Below are 18,319 nucleotides of genomic sequence, written 5' to 3' on the forward strand. Positions count from 1 at the left end.
GTAAAGAAAGAAAATCCCCTGCTAGGTACTGTCTTGCTGCGCCTAAGGGAAAACGCTTTGGCGCTTGCTGATGGAGTAGCCAGAGGTAAAGCCCCTACACTTGAGCGCAGGATGGCAAGCGGAGCTTCTACTCCGCATCAAATGGTATGGCGTATTTCTCCAGGCGGCGGTAGAGGGCGCCGCGGCTCAGGCCCAGGGCTTTGGCCACGCGGCTGATGTTGCCTCCGTAGTGCTCCAACGTCCGCCGAATCATTTGGGCTTCCAGTTCGTCGAGGGTGACGGTGCCGGGCTCGGGCAGCTCGCCGGTTTCGGTGGAGCGCGCGGGCTGGCGCTGAAATTGGGCCTGGAAATCTTCGGGGCCCAGCTCGTCTTTGCCTGACACCAGCACGGCGCGCTCCACCAGATTTTTTAACTCGCGGATGTTACCGGGCAAGGGCTGCTCCTGCAGCCAGTGCAGGGCGCGGGTGCCTACTTTCAGAGCCGGACGGTTGTAGGTGGCGCGCAGGCTATCCACGAAGTGCTGCACCAGCAAGGGAATATCCTGGGGCCGCTCGCGCAGGGCTGGCAGGCGCACGGTAATCAGGTTGATGCGGTAGAACAGGTCTTCGCGGAAGCGGCCTTGCTGCACCATATCGGCCAGGTTGCGGTTGGTGGCGCAGATAACCCGGATGTCGAGGCGGCGGGGCTTACTGTCGCCGAGCACTTCGTAGGTGCGGTCCTGGAGCACGCGCAGCAGCTTCACCTGGCTACCCACATCCAGCTCCCCTACCTCGTCCAGGAAGATAGTGCCCCCATTAGCCAGCTCAAAGCGGCCAACCCGGTCGGTTTTGGCGTCGGTAAAGGCGCCGCGGCGGTGACCAAACATTTCACTTTCAAACAGCGAAGCGGAGATACCACCCAGGTTTACCTTCACGAAAGGCTGGCGGCGACGCTGGCTGTTCTGGTGCACGGCCTCGGCAATCAGCTCTTTGCCCGTCCCCGATTCGCCTTCGATGAGTACGGAGGCATCCGTGGCTGCTACCTGCCCCACATTGCGCAATACGTGCAGCAGCTGCGCATTCTGCCCCACAATGCCCTGGAAATTGTACTGCTTATCGAGCTGGCGGCGCGAGAGAGTGCCAAGGTCGGTTTCGGGTTCCGGCTCGTGCAGGCTTAGGACGGTGCGGATGGTTTGCAGCAGGGAATCGTTGTGCCAGGGCTTGGTCACGAACTCGGCGGCCCCGGCCTTCATGCCTTCCACAGCCAGCGCAATGGAACCCCAACCAGTAATCAGTACCACGGGCAGCGCGGGAGCCAACCGCTTTACCTGGCCCAGCAGTGCCAGGCCATCCTGCCCGCTGGTATCCAGGGAAAAATTCATGTCCATCAGGACCAGGCGCGGCGGCGCTGCTTGTACCACCTGCAAGGCTTCTTCGGGGGTAGCCACGCCCCGGGCGGGGTAGCCGGCCTGTTTCAGCAGGAGCCCCAGCGAGGTGCGCACGGCCACATCGTCGTCAACAATCAGTATCATAGCTCAGAAGCGCGAAGGACGGAATTTGCAGTGGGAAAGGAAAGCGGCGGGGAGTAGCAGGTATGCAGCCCGTCTTTATCGTAGCGCACAGGAATAGGCTTAGCCGGGGTTATTCCTCGCGGAGCGCAACTGCCGGATGGATTCCAGCTGCCTGTCGGCTGGGGTAGAGCGCGCAAAGGGCTGTCAACGCGTAAATTAGAAGGATAGCCAGTGCCATGCCAGTCAGGTACACTGACCAACCGGTGCTCATGAAACCCAGTAGCGGAAATTGGACCGTCACCAGCAGCCCCAGGACCATGCCGAACGTCGTGACGACCATAACCTCACCCACAATCTGCCGGCTAATGGCACCGGCCGTAGCCCCCAGGGCTCGGCGAACTCCCATTTCGGCCCGCCGCTGATTGATAGCTTGCCAGAGCACCCCAAACAGGCCTAGCGCCATGTTTAGCAGCAGAAACAGGCTCATCGTTCCCAGCAGCAGGGGTCGCGTCAGGAGCTGTTTCACTTGGCTGGCATGCATTTCGGAAAGCGTGCGGATAGAACCGGACCAGCCGGGACCCAGCCGCCGCACCTGGTCGGCAATCTGCTTTTCGAGCACGGCGCCGCTGCCAGGCTTCACCCGCAGTAGTATTGATTGGGCCACAAAAACAGTGTCTTCGGGAAATATTGCCTGAATAACGGAAGGCAGCGGCTTCTGCAGTTCCCCGTCAGTGCGGAAGGCTCGCACAATCCCAATAACCCGCTGGGGCATTTCGTCGCGTGGTTGCAGCTGCTGTCCCAGCGCCGAGCCACCGTCGGGATACATGGCCCGCTGCATCAGTTCATCAATGACTACTGGTAGCTGGGCACTGTGCACTGCGTCGGCTGGCCCAAACCAGCGCCCGGCTACCAATTCCAGGCCCATTACTTCGCGCAACTCTGGCCCTACCGCATATACATTGATGTTGCTGATTGGGCGCTTAACCGAGTCTTGCAGGTCAGTGAACTCTAGGGAACGGCGGCTATCGTTAAAGGAAAAGGGCGTGTTAGAAGCCGTCAGGGCGGCGCCCTCGATCTGCGGATTAGTGCGTAGCTGGGCCAGCAACTGGCGTAAGATGGCCAGTTGGTCGGCTTTGAGTTGCTTGCCGATGGTTAAGTTCAACTGCCAGGCTCGAGCGTACTCAAATCCGAGCGGCTGCCGATAGTTAGCCCACAAGTTGATCCCTATACTGCTTACCGCAAATAAAACGACAAAGGCCAGGAATATCTCAGCTACCAGCAGGCCATTGGCCCGACGACGATTCCACATTAGGGTGAATAGGTGACGCATCATAGGGCAATTTCTCCTTTAAGGGCCTGACTGGCCGGCAGTTTCGACATTTTGTAGGCCGGGTACGCTCCCGATAGCAACCCAAACAGCAGCGCGAGCAACAGACCTACCGCAAACACACGTGCATTCAACCCCAGATGAGCATAGGGAATAAAGTGGCTTTCGTTAACCAGGTACAGCACGGCTGCCGCTAGCCCCAGCCCTAGCAGCCCGCCCAATAGTGTCAGCAGCAGGTTCTCCAGCAGGAATTGCCGGACGAGCATACTAGTAGTGGCTCCAAATGCTTTCCGTACACCAATTTCAGCGGCTCGCTCCAAGGTTCGGCTTACATTGATATTGATCAGGTTGAGTGCGGGCAGCAACATGAACAGGAGCCCGAGCCCCACCCACTGTCTCCAGAAGCGGGTTGCATCGCCATCGGCTCCGGCGTTGTTGTTATGAGCTGCCATGTAATGAGCTAGCAGGGTCCGGGCGTACGATTTAATTTCCTTGTGCTGCTCAGGGTCGGGTATGGGCAGCCGACGTAACATCTGCTGATACTCGGCTTGAATAGAGGGCACATCGGCGGCCCGCCGCGCCAGTAGGATGGCCTGAAAGTCGCCCAGGTAGTTGGGGTCGCGCAAGTCTGCGGTGGTAGTGGTAACAGGCAGCCAGCATTCGGCATAGGTTAGCTCCCGCGAAGTAGATACGTCGCGCACCACACCCAGCACCTGGTAGCGCTGACCTTCGAGCTGCATGACCCGGCCTACCGCGGCCGCCGTGCCAAAGCAGCGACGAGCTACGGTTTCATTCAGCACTAGCACCTTAGCTGCGTCGCGCACCTCGGCTGCGTTGTAGGGCCGGCCGGCCACGAAGTCGAAGTCGAGTACCGACCAGTAGTTGGCATCGGTGTAGCGTCGGTCGGCCTTCACTACTAGCTTGCCAACATACAAGGTAGCGTTGATGGGGTATGCTTCGCTCACGGCTATCTTCTCGGGGGTGCGCAAAGTGCGGGCGTGCCGATTGAGAAAGTCGTAACCCACACTGGAAGAATTCTGAGAGTTTGGTCCACTCAATACCATTCTATTGATAAATAACAGTCGGTCAGTGCGCAGTTCCGGCTGGGCGGGTCCCACCGCATGGTCAAACAGCGCATACATTACCACCATCATCATGAGCGTGAGGCTGATGCCAAACAGGCTGATGAAGGTGAAAAACTTGCGACGCAGCAAGACCTTCCAGGCAATTTTGAGGTAGCTAAGCAACATGAGCGTGGGCGTAGGAAGTGGAAAGGGATACATGAAGGGCAGCTACCTGCCGCTGCAGCACTGTGCGGGCCTTGCTGAGCTGCGACTTACTGGTGCCTTCTGAAATACCGAGCAGGGCGGCTACCTCGGGGTGAGTGTACCCCTCTAGGGCGCAGAGGCTGAACACGGCCCGGTAACCGGCGGGCAGCTCCTGCACAAGCCGGAGCAAATCGGCCGCTTGCAGCTCCTCATCGGCGGTGGGCACCTCGGTGGCTAAGTGGCCAGTATTGCAGTCTTCGATACTGAGCGTCAGCGACTCGCGGCGGCGCAGGTAGCTCAGGGCTTCGTGCGCCATAATGCGGCGCACCCACCCTTCCAGACTGCCCTTGCCTTCAAACTGCCCCAGGCCGCGAAACACCTTCACAAAGCCGCGGGCCAGCACATCTTCGGCGTCGAACTCGTGGCGCAGGTAACGCCGGCACAGGGTCAGCATCTTCGGGGCGAAGCGCCGGTACAATTGCTGCTGGGCCGCGGCGCTACCCCGTCGACAGGCCGCTACCAGTTCGGCGTCAGAAAGAAAAAGCGTCAGGGTTTTCATCATTGGGGAAGGTCTGGTGGAGGAAACCGGGCAACTCAACTCGCCCTTGGCAACTGGCTTAGCTTACCTGGCTGCCGTCGAAAAAGCGGATAAGGCGCTGCGTTTTGTGGGCCTGCTGCTCGTCGTGGGTGACCATCACGATGGTGGTCCCTTCCTCGCGGTTAAGGCCCAGCAGCAGATCCATGATTTCCTCGCCCATCACGGAGTCGAGGTTGCCGGTGGGTTCATCGGCGAGGATGATTTCGGGGCGGCCGGCCAGGGCGCGGGCAATGGCCACACGCTGGCGCTGCCCACCCGAAAGCTGGCTGGGGAAGTGCCCCGTACGGGCGCTCAGGCCCACTTTATCGAGGGCGGCGTAGGCCCGCTGCCGGCGCTCCTTGCCGCCTACCCCCGGCCGGTAGAGCAACGGCAGCTCCACGTTATCGAGCACCGAGAGGTCGTTGATGAGGTGGTAGCTCTGAAAAACAAACCCGATTTTGTGGTTGCGCAAGGAGGCCAGTTCCTTATCGGAGTAGGACTGCACGGGGCGGCCATCCAACTCAATCACGCCGCTGGTCGGCTCATCGAGCAGGCCAATAATGCTGAGCAGGGTGGATTTTCCGCACCCCGAGGGGCCCATGATGGACACGAACTCGCCTTTGTTGATGGTGAGGTTCACGCGGTTAAGAGCTACGGTTTCAATGGTCTTGGTCTGGTAAACCTTCTCGATGTCGCGCAGCTGAATAACCGGCTGGCTGGCAGAGGCCAGGGGGGCGCCGTGGGTCTGGGGCCGCACGGCCGATTGGGCGAGGATGTTTTCCATGAGCAGGTCGGAAGAAAGAGTTTTGAAAGGAAGTGTCCGGTTTCGAGCAGTTGGCCACCCCGGATATTCTAGAGTAGCCAAGCGGCGTGCCAAAGCAATAAGTATTTATAAATCAATTAGTTAATCTAATTACCAGAATTATCTGTTTAATAAAATATGTCCGTTTTCGGACAGGGTGTTCGGTCTTGATTGGCCGTCCCGCATCTTTGCGGGCCCTATTATTTTAATTACTGCTCCTACCCTGCCCGGTATTTTCCACCCGCGCTGATTGAAAGACGGCGGGGTAGAAATCATGTGCAGGTAGCAGTACTGGGCTTAACCACAGCCCGCCCGGAGGGTAGCAACGCCCTGCCTGCCCCACAAAACGGCTCCGCCACGCAAGGCATGATGCTTTGCGTGGCGGAGCCGTTTTAGGCTGAGGTCAACCGTACTTATTTGGCTGCCAGGGGCTGCTGCCGCTCGAAATCATACAGTGTAAGGGCGCGCAGGCGGTAGTGAGCCACCCAGGCGGCGCGCAGCGCCAGAATGTAGGCGCGGCGGGCCTGGTCCTTTTCGGCGGAGGCAATGGTAAGGTCGGTAAGGCTAATGCGGCCGACTTTATAGGTAGTCTGGGCAATGGTGTAGCGCTGCTGGGCCAAGGAATCGGCGCGGGCTGCCAGGTCGAGCTGCTGGCTGAGGGTAGCGAGCTGGGTGGCCTGCACCTGCACGTTCAGCTCAAACGAGGTTTCCTCCTGGGCCACATCTGTCTGCACTTGGCGGCGGGTCAGCTCGGCGGTTTTCACGATGGACTTCTGCTTGCCCCAATCTACGAGGGGTAGCGCAAACGTAAGCTGCACCTGCTGCTGGTTCTGCAGGGACAGGTAGGTATCCCAGAGGTTGCCAGCCTGATTTACGTAGCCCAGATTGGCGGCCAGCAGCGCCTGAAACCCCGTAGTGCCACGGGCAAGGGCCACTTCCCGCTCGGCCTGCAACAGGCGGCGCCGGAAGGCCAGCACTACGCTCCGGTTCTGGCGGGCCTGGCCCAGGGCTTGCTCAGCAGTTACTACCAGGCGCGGGGCCGCGGCGGGCACGCCGAGGCGCACGGTTTCGGCCCGTAGCCCGGTGTAGCTCTGCAAGCTCACGGCGGCGTTCTGGGCATCAAGCTGGCCCTGCGCCATGGCCTGGCGGGCGTTCAGCAAGTTTAGCTCCAGCCGCAGCAGGTCGCTTTGGGAAAGGCGGCCCAGTTGGTAGCGCTGCTTCCCGATGCGCAGCAACTCCTCATTGGCCTGCACATTCTGGCTGGCTACCTCGGCGTTTACCTGCTGCTCCAGCACATCGAAATACAGCTCCGTGATGCGCTGGGCAATGGTTTCCCGCTCTTCTACAAACTGACGCTGGCTTTCTTCGTAGCGCAGGGGCTCTATGCGCCGGTCCCACTTCAGGCCGTTGAACTTGCCGATGGGCTGGGTGAGGCCAATAGCCACGGGCTGGTTGTTGTAGCGCTTCAGGCGACCGTTGAAATCATCGAAGCGCTGCACCTCCGAGGCCACAAACACCTGGCCGCCCGTCAGGCCGATATTCTGGCTGACGGATAAGGCCAAGTTGGAATTGTTAATGCGCACGGCCCGGAAATCGGTGGTGCCATCGGGCTGCACCACGGGCGTAACGGCGCGGCTGAAGCCCGGCACTGTACCCTGCAAGCCCAACTGGGGCCGGTAGTTGGCTTGGTACGTGCGCCACTGCCAGAAGCTTTTGTCGCGGGTAGTCTGCGTCTGCTTGGCCGCGGCCGACTGGTTTAGGGCCAACTCAATTACTTGGCTCAACGACAGACTGGCTGGCTCGTGTTGGGCCGCGGCGGGGGTAGCCAGCAACAACAGCAGCCCGGTGTATAGACGTGACGCTTGCCGCAGGCCAACCTTTGGTTCGCGTGTTGGCACATGCTGGGGTTGTTGAACCGGTGCGGCGTAGCTTGCTCTAGCGGGAGCTGCGAACCAAAAGCCAAGGTAAGCGAAGGGGCGCGTCTGCACAGCCCATTTCGTACTAGCTGGGAACATCCGTTTCATGGCTGCTAGTCGTTGAGGGTGAGTTCGGGCGTGGCCACGTAGTCCTTGGTGTCAGACACGATAACTTCCTCCCCAGCCGCGAGGCCACCGGTTATCTGCACGTAATCGAAGTTGCTGTCCCCAAACTGCACAGTGCGGCGCACGGCCTTGCCATTCTTCACCACGAATACGGGCTGCTCCTTACCGCCCTGATAAAAGGGGCCGTTTTTCACCCGCACCACATTATGCAGGGCCTTGGTCACCACGAACACATCGGCCCGCAGGTTAGCGCGCAGGACCGGGTGGTGGTCCTGGGCCAGGGCAGCGTAGAAAGTGACTACCCCCTTCTCCACGGCCGGACTAATGGAGCTGATGGCCCCACGCAAATCAGTACCATTGACGCGGATGATCACCGGATCCTGGAGGTGGAGAGCATCGGCGTAAGCATCGGAGATTGTGGCCCGCACCCGGAAGCGGCTCAGGTCGGCCACCCGGGCCAGCGGGTCGCCAGCCTGCACAGTGGTACCCAGATCCTCCTTGACCCAGGTAAGCACGCCCGGCTGCTGGCTGCTGATGTTGGCTTGCTGTAGCTTGCCGGCCAGCTCGGCAATGCTGCGGTCCTGAATCTGCATGGTAAAGCCCAGCTCCCGCACGTCGGCGGCATTGGCGGCGCGCTGGTTGCGGATTTGCTCGCCGAGGCGCTGCAGCTCCAGCTGGGCTACCCGCAGGCTTAGCTCGGCCTGGCGCACGCTCTCGGCCGTGCCGCCCCCAATTTTTAGCAGGTACTGCTCATCCCGCAAGGCCGATTGCAGACTGCGCACTTTCACCTGCTGCACCTGCTCCTGGGAACGAAGGTCGTTCAGGGCTTTTTCAAGGGTGAGCTGGAGCTGGCTGTTTTTGTTGCGGTTTTGTTGCTGCTCGTCCTGGAGCTTGGCCAGAGCCGTGGTGGTCAGCTCCTTGTCCAGCTCCAGAATTGTCTGGCCCGGTTGCACGTTGCTGCCCACCGGCACCACTACCCGCCGGATAGTGCTTTGGATGGGGCTGGTAAGCACCGCCTCGTGGCCTGGAATAAGTACGCCAGCCGCCGTGAGCGAAGCCTCCACGTCACCGATTTCGGTGCGCGCCGTCAGGATGCTGTTGCGGGGCAGACTAGGCTTTAATACAACGCGGAACGCCAGCAGGCTCGCTGCCAGGGCAATCAGCACGCCTGCTGAGGCTACCCACCATCGCCGCTGCCGGCTTTTCTGAGTAGCAGTTGGTATAGCTCTGTCCATTTTCGTACAGGAAGGAAAGGGGTTCCCGTAGAAGTACTCAAGGGGCATGCCATGTTCATAACTTACTTATTGTCAGTATACTATACTCCAAAATAGAAAATACAGCTTTAAGAATTATGTCCGAAAATGGACAGGCTGTTCGGAAACGAAATTGACCTGAGCATGCAAGCAGGCAGGAATTCAGTTTCGATTAACCATCGTGCAGTGCTGGTAGCGAAGTATCTCGCGGGCAGTTGTTGTACAGGTCAGGTGTAGAAAACGCGGCACGTGGCCACGCCGCCCTCCGATTCGCGTTTGCTTGGCCTGAACAACTGAGTCCTTTTGATTGGCCCTTATCCAGGATAGCAACAGCTGCTTTAAACAAGCTACACAGCTATATATCAGCTCGATAATATTTTTTCTGCTTTTCAGGCAACGGGGATTCCACTCTGCGCATCTATTTCCCTGACAGCCGTTACCTACCGCTTCCGCTGCTTTTTATCCTACGTATCCGGCGGCAACACCTCCCCTTTTCCTACAAAACACGAGGTTTCTCAGCGCCGAAAAATAAATTCAGCTAGTACCTTGCGTTACATAGTACCTTCGCTTACCTTTGGAACACTGATTAGCTAACCTCCGGCCGCGCCGAGGCTCCCAACCCGAGTCCCCGCGGCCACCGCCAACCACCACTGCGGCCAGTCGGGCCGGGTGTTGAGCAGCTTGCCGGAACCGCTTGGTTTCCTACCGCTGCACTTGTGTTTTGGCCGCTTGGCAGCCCGCATCTGGCGCGGTGCGTGTCCCTGCTTATCGTGTCTGAATTTCTGGCAACCACGCCAGCCCAGCGGAACCGCGGCCGCCGGGCACGGCCCCTCCTTGCCCGATTCGTCTTCCAACCACTCCCTTGTATGACTTCCTCCCTGTCTTCCGGCCGGGCCCTGCGCGGCCTGGGGTTCCTTGCTATGCTCTTTCCGCTGGCGGCCGCGGCCCAGCAACAACCTGCCGGTTCCGTCAGCGGCACCCTGCTCGACCACGCCAACGGGCAGCCCCTTCCCTTCACCAATGTGGTTCTGCTCCGCGCCCAGGATTCCAGCTTTGTAGCCGGGGCCGAAACCCTTGAAAATGGCCGTTTTCAGCTGGAAAAGCTGGGTATGGGCAACTACCTGCTCAAGGCCTCGGCGGTGGGCTACCAAGGACTGCGCCGCCCGGTGAGCCTGAGTAATGCTACCCCCACCCTGCAATTGGGCACCATGAAGCTGCATTCTACGGCTACCCAGCTGGCCGGCGTAACGGTGCAGGGCGAGCGGGCCGCGGTGCAGGAAAGCCTGGATAAGAAAGTTATCAACGTGGAAAAAGACCTGAGCAGTGTGGGCGGCACGGCCGTAAACGTGCTCCAGAACGTGCCCTCCGTCACGGTAGCCCCCGACGGCACCGTGAGCATGCGTGGCTCCTCCAACATTACCATCCTCATCGATGGCAAGCCCAGCAACTCGGCCAACAGCGGAGCCGGGGGGAACCGCCTGGAGCAGATTCCGGCCAGCGCCATTGAGCGGGTAGAGGTGGTAACCAATCCTTCGGCCCGCTACGATGCGGCCGGCTCGGGCGGGGTGCTCAACATCATTCTGAAAAAGCAGAAAAAAGATGGGTGGAACGGCCAAGCTGTGCTGAACGTGGGCACCCGTGACAAGTACAACACCAGCCTGAGCCTGAACCGCCGCACCGGTAAGCTTAACCTGTTTGGCGCCCTGGACCTGCGCGACGACCACTACCGCAGCCGCATGTGGAGCGACCAGTATACTACCCTGGAAAGCCAGGCCCTGCGCACGTACCAGCAGGGCAACAACCTGCGCCACCAGCAGAACTACAACGGCCGCCTGGGCTTCGACTATACCCTACCCGCCGGTCAGACCCTGACGTTTACCACGGAGCCCAACTTCAACCGGGGCCTGAACACTGGCACCCAGCTTGCTACTCTCTCCGGGGCGACGGATGCCCGCATCGGCAGTACCTTCCGGGTGACGGAAAACGTGGATAACATCGACAACTCGGTGGACTACCGCCGCACCTGGGAAGCCCACAAGGGCCGGGAGCTGTCGGCCAGTGCCAACTATACCTACCTCAACGCCGACGTGGTAGTGGCCCAGCGCAACACGGAGGGCACCCCCGACCTACGCGAGTGGAAGCAGGATCTGCACGTGAACCTGCACGCCGTGAATGGACAGGTTGACTACGTGCACCCGCTGGGGGAGAAAGCGCGCGTTGATACCGGCCTCAAAGGCCAGTACCAAACCAACGAAGGCACCGACGACTTCCTGCGTCAGCAGGCCGATGGCTCCGATTTTGACCGCCTCCCTGACCGTTCCTACCAGTACACGTTCCAGGAGTACCAGCAGGCCGGCTACGCCACCTACCAGCAGGAACTAGGTAAGTGGCGCATGCAGGGGGGCCTGCGGGCCGAGTACACCCGCACCAGCGGCAAGGTGCTAAACGGCAACGGGCCCTTTAAGCTTGAATACCTGAACCTGTTCCCTTCGGCCACCGTGGAGCGCACCCTGCCTACCGCCGACCAGCGCGTGAAGCTCAGCTACTCGCGCCGCCTGAACCGCCCTAACTTTATGCAGCTGCTGGCCTTCCCGCTTTACCAGGACCAGCGTAGCTACCGCATCGGCGACCCTTCGCTGCGGCCGGAGTACATCAATGCCCTGGAGCTGGGCCACCAGATTTCTATGGGCCAGGCCTCACTAACCTCCACGCTGTTCTACCGCCACACGGACAACATTATCCAGCGTCTGGTGCGCGTAGATACCACCGCTACCCGCCTCTACGGTGCCGGCGCGGTCATTACGGCTCAGTACGTGGATAATTTCGGACAGGCTACCAGCTACGGGGCAGAGGTTTCTCTGAACCAGCCCCTGGCGAAGTGGTGGCGCCTAACAGCCAGCGGCTCGCTGTTTCAGAACACCGTCACAGCCGCCACGGGCAATGAGGCCAACCGCCGCGTGGTGTCGGGTACGGCCCGCCTGATGAACTCCTTCACGCCTACCCCCAAGCTGGATATTCAGCTGACTGGCAACTACCGCGCCGCCGCCGTCACGGCCCAGGGCCGGGTGGCCCCCGTGGGGTCCGTGGACGTAGCCCTGCGCCAGCGCCTGTTCAACGACCGCGCCGCCCTCACCCTGCGCGTATCCGACGTGTTCAATACCCAACGCAACCGCTCTGAGTCGTACACCGAGAACTTCCGCGCCGAGTACTACAACAAGTGGGAGTCGCGGGTCGGTTACCTGGGCCTGAGCTGGTATATGGGCTCGAATAAGCCGCCCAAGAAGATTGAAAATCAGCCCCAGGGCGGAGGCGGCGGCTTCGGGGGCTAAGACGCTGGCCAAGTCCAGCCGTTCCTAAAATAATTTATCAGCAGACCTGTAACCTTCCGCCCAATTAGCAGTGTCCACACCAGCAACCGGGTACGGCGGCTACTCCGGGAGCCTGCCTTCGACTTCTCCCCTCCTGCTTTAGCAAAGCACTTCCAATAATCACCTTTATATCAAGCAACTAACACCTTAATCCTGCATCTTTACTACAGATGCGCATTACCCCAGCCGGCACGTAGCTACTGCCGCTGGCACTGGCTCCTCGCCCTCGGTCCGCGGCGACTTCCCTCCGGGAAAGACATGGCCACCCGCCGACCGTAGCCTGCCTCGCCCCTACCGGGCGGCGGGGCTCCGCCCTACAGCTGCCGCCTTGCTTTTGAAAGCGCGCAGCCGAGGCCTGCTCCTTCAACTTTTCTTGTTTGCTACTCCGTTTTTCGGCCGGCCTGCGGGTGTGGGTGTGCCGGTGAGTGGCTTGTCACGCCCTTTTCTTTCCTATCCTACCATGAAAACTTCCCTGCTCTCCGGCCTTGGCTTGCTTTGCCTGATGGCCATCCTGCCTACTTCGGGCCTCCAGGCACAAACCGCTGTGTACAGCGAAGCTCCCGTTGTGGCCAAATCGGGCTACTGGAGCCTGCTCACCGACCCCAAACGCCAGGATTACACGCTGGTGCGCTTCTACAACGACGGGCACGAGTTGGTGTACCAAGAGCGGTTGGATGGCATTTACCTCAATCCGCTGAAAAACCGAGCTACCCACCGGCGCATTTCCCAGATGCTGGGCACGGCCCTGGAGCAAGTGCAGCGCGCCCAGTCCAACTCCGCCATTTCGGGAAGTCTGGTGGCTCTCAAGCGCCAAACGCTGCGCCTTTACGCCGTGCGCTAACTGCCCCACAGACGCAGGCTTTGGTAGCGGGTTCGTGCTGCGCTTCGCTACCACCCCGGACCTCACGCCACCTGGCACTCCGCTGAGTGCGTGGGGTCCCTGGGGCCTGCTGCCTGGCTTTTTCCGCCGGGCAAACTACTTGCCTGAACCCACCGCCAACCCGGCCCGCCCTACGGCGCCCTTGTAGTATTGACTGCCCCTGGCCGGCGCACCTGGAGCGGAACCGCGGCTGCTCCTCATGGCCTGGCATAGTGCCTCATTTTCTCGCTTCTTACCCTTTCCTACTATGAAAACTTCCTTTGCTTCCGCTGCTTTTCTGGCTATGGCCCTCGTAGTAGCTGCTCCCCAGCGGCCGGTTCAGGCCGCTGCCGCTACGGGCACCGTATCAGGCCGCCTTTTCGACGGCCACACCCAGGAGCCCATTCCGCACTCCTACGTGGTGGTGCTGCGCGCCACCGACGGGCGGCTGATGAAAACCACCGAAACTGATGCCCAGGGCCGGTTTCGGGTGGCAGGCTTACCGCTAGGCCGCTACGTGGTACGCACCACCGTGCTCGGCTACCACGCCATCCGGCCGGCCGTGGCCCTGCACCCAGCCAAGCCCCGGCACACGCTGGGAACCGTAGTACTGGTGCCGCTGACCATGCCCCAGGTGGCCCAAGCCGATAAGCAAGCCTGGGCCAGCCGTGGTAAAGCCGTAGCAGCCGTGGAGCCTCGTCGTCCGGCAGTGCGGGTGCGTTCCTAAGGTTGTAAGGCCCGGTTCTGGTCCGACTAGTGGCTGATGGGTGCTATCGGCCGCCAGCCGGACCAGCTTGTTACAGGGCAGAGCACTTGGGCTCAGAACAGTAGCAGGCAGAAAGTTTTCGCCCCGCTGTTCCTCCTGGGTTAGTACCTTCGCGGGGCCCGTTTACGTGTGGTTTGATGTCGGTTTTTGCTGCTTTCGTTTTGTTTTTGATGACGGGGAGCCTAGTGCCCGTGAACCGGCAGTTTCGGCAAACGCCGGGCGGAGTGCCCATTTTTGTAGTATCCAACGGGTTCCATACGGATGTGGTGCTTCCCCTGCGGGAGGCACAAACCGGCCACAACTGGCTCCTGGCCCTGCAGCAGCCTGCTCTTACCGCCCGCTTCCGCCACTACCCCTATGTAGCCTTTGGCTGGGGCAATGAGGGTTTCTACCTGGGCTCTATGGGCGGAAAATTTCCCGGACCCAAAGCCATTGCCGGCGCCCTTTTCCCGTCCCGTACCCTCATGCACGTCGATTTTTACCGCGCTGCGCCCGACTCCGGCCGCCACGTCGTGCCGCTGCGCATCTCGCCCGGGCAGTACCGCCTCCTCACGGCCTACGTGCAGCAGTCGTTCCAGCCCGATAGCCTGGGGCAGTGGCAACTGCGCCAGCCCGTCGGCTATACGCCCGAAGACTTTTTCTTTCGCGCCCGGGGCCGTTACCACGCCCTGCGCACCTGCAACGACTGGACCAACCAGGGCCTGCGCCGGGCCGGGGTGCGGGCGGCCCTGAAGGCACCACTGGCGGGCTCCGTGCTGTATCAAATCCGGCAGACCCGGTAGCGCCCGTAGGCCCTCTTGTTGAGCTTAAGTCCTATCCGGCCAATTCATAACCCAAATTAGACTAAACCAAGGCCCATATTCAGCCAAAGAGTACTATTTATTCCTCGTATCTCGCAGAACTTTATGGGGTTGTTAGGCGGTAGTATGTATTCCCCGAACTTGTCCCTTGTTACATTTAGGCTATGCTGGATGTACACCGCGAAGTACTGCCCAACGGCTTTCTGCTTATTCTTTCCCCTGATACCTCTTCCCCCGATGAGGTGAAGCTTACCCGGGCCCTGCACCGAGCCAGCCGTAGCGACAAAACCGCTATTCTGGTTGATTTAAGCTTGGTGGATACCCTGTCAGATGAGGTAATAGACTTGCTGCTGGCGTATGCCTTTATGCTTCACGCCCAGGAGCGCCGCCTGATTCTGTGCCACGTACCCCAGCCGGCCCAGCACCATTTTCTTTACCTCGACGCAGCTTCGCAGCCCTTGTTGGTGCCTTCTCTGCTCGATGCCATGCAGGAAATCGATTTTATGGTGAGCCCTAATCAGGCTCCGTGGCCGGGAAACACCCGTATTTCAAGGTAGCGCCAGGCGGCCCCGGCCCCCGTAAGGCACCGGCCCCGGAAAATCCGATGTAATCCGCGAATTTTGCGGCCACATTTTCGCATCCTGATTTTCCGCCATGAGCGCACAGAAGCCCAGCATCCCCCGCGGCACCCGCGACTTCGGCCCCGCCGTGGTGGCGCGCCGCAACTATATTTTCGGTGTTATCCGCCGCGTATTTGAGAAATTCGGCTACGCCCCGCTCGAAACCCCTACCCTCGAAAACCTGTCGGTACTGACTGGCAAGTACGGCGAGGAAGGCGACCAGCTCCTGTTCAAAGTCCTGAATTCCGGCGACTTCGCCAAAGACGTAACCCCTGACGACCTTGCGGCCGATAACCGCAGCAAACGCCTCCTGCCCAAAGTATCGGAGAAAGGTCTGCGCTACGACCTCACGGTCCCCTTCGCCCGCTACGTGGTGATGAACCGCAACACGCTCGTATTCCCGTTCAAGCGCTACCAGATTCAGCCGGTGTGGCGGGCCGACCGCCCCCAGCGCGGCCGTTACCGCGAATTCTACCAGTGCGACGCCGACGTGGTAGGAACTGATTCGCTGCTGTGTGAGGCTGAAATTGTGCTGATGATGTCGGAGGTGCTGACCACGCTGGGCCTAACGGAGCACACCATCAAAATCAACCACCGCCGCGTGCTGGGCGCCTTTTACCAGGCCCTCGGTGGTGAAGGAACCGAGGTAGACCTGTTCACGGCCATCGACAAGCTCGACAAAATCGGGCGCGAGGGAGTGGAGAAAGAGCTGGCGGGCCGCGGCTTCTCCGAGCCGGCCATTGAACGGTTGTTCGATTTGCTAGGGGTAGGCGGCGACTTCGAGGAAAAGCTGGAGCGCCTGCTGGCCGCCTTCGCCACGGCCGGCGTGGAGCCCGACAACGCCGATGGCTACAAAGGCCTGCAGGACCTGACGCGGGTGCTGGAGTACCTGCGCAGCTTCGGCTTCGAGAAGTGGCAGAACCTGGAATTCGACGTGACCCTGGCCCGCGGGCTGAGCTACTACACCGGCTGCATCTTCGAAATTAAGATCAACAACGTGAACATGGGTAGCGTGTCGGGTGGCGGCCGCTACGACAACCTAACCGGGGCCTTCGGGTTGCCGGGGGTGTCGGGGGTAGGCTTCTCGTTTGGGGTAGACCGCCTCTACGACTGCCTGGAGGAGCTGAACTTGTTCCCGGAAGCCGTGGCTACTACTACCCGCTGCCTCGTGGCCAACTTCGATGCCGAAAGCGAAGCCGCCGTGCTGCCAGTGTTGCGCCGGCTGCGCGAGGCCGGCATCCCGAGCGAGCTGTTCCCGGAGGCTGGCAAGCTGGGCAAACAGTTTAAATACGCCGATGCCAAAGGCATTCCCTACGTGCTGATTCAGGGGTCTGAAGAACGGGCGGCTGGCCAGTTTAAGCTGAAAACCCTGGGCACTGGTGCGGAACGGACCGTAACGCTGGAGGAAGCAGTAGCCGAGCTGGCGAAGTAGCCCCAAGCTCTTTTCATCTCTCAGTGCCCCCGCCGCTCTATAAATGTCAGCCATAGCGAGAGCACAGGGTTTCTACCACGGGTAATTTTTGACTGCCCACGGTAGAAACTCTTGCTTCCGTTTCAGATGGCTCCTAGTTCGGAGGGCGGTACCTTTCTCTCCTTTTCCCACCCAGTCGCCTATTCCTTTCCACCCATGGCCCAGGATTTTGCCCTCACCCCTTCTACCCGCCTCGACCTTCGTACGCTGGATGAGCTGCTGCGCACCAAAGCCCGCGTAGTGCTCAGCGAGGAAGCCCGCCAGCGCATTCAGGAGTGCCACCGCTACCTGCGGGACCGGCTGGAACGCACGCCCGATGTCGCCATCTACGGTATCAACACCGGGTTCGGGGCGTTATGCAACCAGGCCATTCCGGCAGATCAGCGGCAGCAGCTTCAGGTGAATCTGGTGATGTCGCACGCCTGCGGAACGGGCGAGGAAGTACCAGCCGATTTGGTGCGCCTTATGCTGCTGCTGAAGGCCCAGAGCCTGAGCTACGGCCACAGCGGGGTGCAAGTGGGCACCGTGCAGCGCCTGCTCGATTTCTATAACCGCGGCATGCTGCCCGTGGTGTACCAGCAAGGCTCCCTGGGAGCCAGCGGCGACTTGGCCCCGCTGGCTCACCTGTGCCTACCCCTGCTGGGGCTGGGCGAAGTACACTACGAGGGCTACCGCCTGGCCGCGGCCGATGCCATGAGTTTGTTTAGCTGGCAACCGCTAACGCTAGAAGCCAAGGAAGGGCTGGCGCTGCTCAATGGCACCCAGTTTATGCTGGCCTATGCAGTGCACGCGCTACTGCGTACCCACCGCCTGCTGGCTGCCGCCGACGTTATCGGTGCTTTATCCCTGGAGGCATTTGACGGCCGCAACGAGCCGTTTGATGAGCGCCTGCACCGGATTCGGCCCCACGCGGGGCAGCTTACCGTGGCCCGGCGGGTTCGGGAGCTGCTGGGGGGTAGCGAGCTGCAGCAACAGCCCAAAACGGCGGTGCAAGATCCCTACTCCTTCCGCTGCATGCCGCAGGTGCACGGCGCTTCCCGCGACGCCCTGGCCTACGTGCAGCAAGTGGTAGAAACCGAGTGCAACGCCGTCACCGACAATCCCAATATCTTTCCCGAGGATGACGTGATTCTGAGCGGGGGCAACTTTCATGGGCAACCCCTGGCCCTGGCCCTGGATATGCTGGCTATTGCCACTGCCGAGGTGGGTAGCATCTCGCAGCAGCGCACTACCCAGCTAATCAGCGGCCAGCGCGGGCTGCCGCCTTTCCTGATTGCCGAGCCGGGCCTGAACTCAGGGCTGATGATTCCGCAGTACACGGCTGCCGGCATTGTCAGCCAGAACAAGCAGCTCTGCACGCCGGCTTCAGTGGATAGCGTAGTAAGCAGCAATGGGCAGGAAGACCACGTGAGCATGGGCGCCAACGCCGCCACCAAGGCCCTGCGGGTGGTGCAGAACGTAGAGCAGCTGTTGGGCATTGAGCTGTTGAACGCTGCCCAGGCTCTTACGTTCCGCCGGCCGGCCCGCACCTCCCCGGCGCTGGAGCAGGTAGTGGAAGCCTTCCGCGAGAAGGTAGCTTTCGTGGCCCAGGACCGGGTGCTCTACCCCGATTTGCACGCCGCCGCCGCGTTTGTGCGCAGCTACCCGTGGCCGTAAGCCCAGCGCGGGAACCGGCTC

At 60.7% G+C, this 18,319-nt stretch carries 14 protein-coding genes; 7 read left to right on the forward strand and 7 right to left on the reverse strand.

The annotated features are described in order from the left end of the window. Nucleotides 1-127: 127 nt before the first annotated feature. The 7 genes from K3G63_RS06440 to K3G63_RS06470 form a co-directional block, all read right to left on the reverse strand. Nucleotides 128-1,510: a sigma-54 dependent transcriptional regulator gene (locus tag K3G63_RS06440; protein ID WP_220613233.1), complete on the reverse strand. Its 1,383-nt coding sequence runs from the start codon at nucleotides 1,508-1,510 to the stop codon at nucleotides 128-130. A 109-nt stretch (nucleotides 1,511-1,619) separates the two neighbouring features. Next, nucleotides 1,620-2,822 carry an FtsX-like permease family protein gene (locus K3G63_RS06445; protein WP_220613234.1) on the reverse strand — a complete coding sequence of 401 codons (1,203 nt, stop codon included), beginning with the start codon at nucleotides 2,820-2,822 and terminating at the stop codon, nucleotides 1,620-1,622. Next, a complete protein-coding gene (locus K3G63_RS06450; protein ID WP_220613235.1) occupies nucleotides 2,819-4,066 on the reverse strand; it encodes an ABC transporter permease in 1,248 nt (415 codons plus the stop codon). Before K3G63_RS06450 ends, K3G63_RS06445 begins: the two co-directional genes overlap by 4 nt. Next, nucleotides 4,056-4,646 carry an RNA polymerase sigma factor gene (locus tag K3G63_RS06455; protein ID WP_220613236.1) on the reverse strand — a complete coding sequence of 197 codons (591 nt, stop codon included), beginning with the start codon at nucleotides 4,644-4,646 and terminating at the stop codon, nucleotides 4,056-4,058. The genes K3G63_RS06450 and K3G63_RS06455 overlap by 11 nt, the downstream gene beginning before the upstream one ends. Nucleotides 4,647-4,701: 55 nt before the next feature. Further along, entirely contained in the window at nucleotides 4,702-5,445 is a 744-nt protein-coding gene (locus tag K3G63_RS06460; RefSeq protein ID WP_259404285.1) for an ABC transporter ATP-binding protein, read from the reverse strand. A 431-nt stretch (nucleotides 5,446-5,876) separates the two neighbouring features. After that, nucleotides 5,877-7,361, reverse strand: coding sequence for a TolC family protein (locus tag K3G63_RS06465; RefSeq protein ID WP_310794564.1), 1,485 nt, complete (start codon nucleotides 7,359-7,361; stop codon nucleotides 5,877-5,879). Between the two features lie 131 nt (nucleotides 7,362-7,492). Next, entirely contained in the window at nucleotides 7,493-8,740 is a 1,248-nt protein-coding gene (locus tag K3G63_RS06470; RefSeq protein WP_220613237.1) for an efflux RND transporter periplasmic adaptor subunit, read from the reverse strand. Between the two features lie 884 nt (nucleotides 8,741-9,624). Here K3G63_RS06470 and K3G63_RS06475 point away from each other — a divergent pair. From K3G63_RS06475 to hutH, 7 genes are all read left to right on the forward strand, one after another. After that, a complete protein-coding gene (locus tag K3G63_RS06475; protein ID WP_220613238.1) occupies nucleotides 9,625-12,087 on the forward strand; it encodes an outer membrane beta-barrel family protein in 2,463 nt (820 codons plus the stop codon). Nucleotides 12,088-12,586: 499 nt separating this feature from the next. Beyond that, nucleotides 12,587-12,967 (forward strand): hypothetical protein, encoded by a 381-nt coding sequence (locus K3G63_RS06480; RefSeq protein WP_220613239.1) that lies wholly within the window; start codon nucleotides 12,587-12,589, stop codon nucleotides 12,965-12,967. Between the two features lie 286 nt (nucleotides 12,968-13,253). After that, on the forward strand, nucleotides 13,254-13,712 hold the full coding sequence (locus tag K3G63_RS06485) for a carboxypeptidase-like regulatory domain-containing protein (protein WP_220613240.1): 459 nt from the start codon (nucleotides 13,254-13,256) through the stop codon (nucleotides 13,710-13,712). A gap of 176 nt (nucleotides 13,713-13,888) precedes the next feature. Then, a complete protein-coding gene (locus K3G63_RS06490; protein WP_220613241.1) occupies nucleotides 13,889-14,533 on the forward strand; it encodes a TIGR02117 family protein in 645 nt (214 codons plus the stop codon). Nucleotides 14,534-14,715: 182 nt separating this feature from the next. Then, on the forward strand, nucleotides 14,716-15,108 hold the full coding sequence (locus K3G63_RS06495; RefSeq protein ID WP_220613242.1) for a hypothetical protein: 393 nt from the start codon (nucleotides 14,716-14,718) through the stop codon (nucleotides 15,106-15,108). Nucleotides 15,109-15,205: 97 nt separating this feature from the next. After that, entirely contained in the window at nucleotides 15,206-16,603 is a 1,398-nt protein-coding gene (gene hisS / locus K3G63_RS06500) for a histidine--tRNA ligase (protein WP_220613243.1), read from the forward strand. Between the two features lie 195 nt (nucleotides 16,604-16,798). Next, nucleotides 16,799-18,298, forward strand: coding sequence for a histidine ammonia-lyase (hutH, locus tag K3G63_RS06505; RefSeq protein ID WP_220613244.1), 1,500 nt, complete (start codon nucleotides 16,799-16,801; stop codon nucleotides 18,296-18,298). Nucleotides 18,299-18,319: the final 21 nt, after the last annotated feature.

It is taken from the genome of Hymenobacter sp. HSC-4F20, from assembly GCF_019599275.1.
Taxonomy (GTDB): Bacteria; Bacteroidota; Bacteroidia; order Cytophagales; family Hymenobacteraceae; genus Hymenobacter.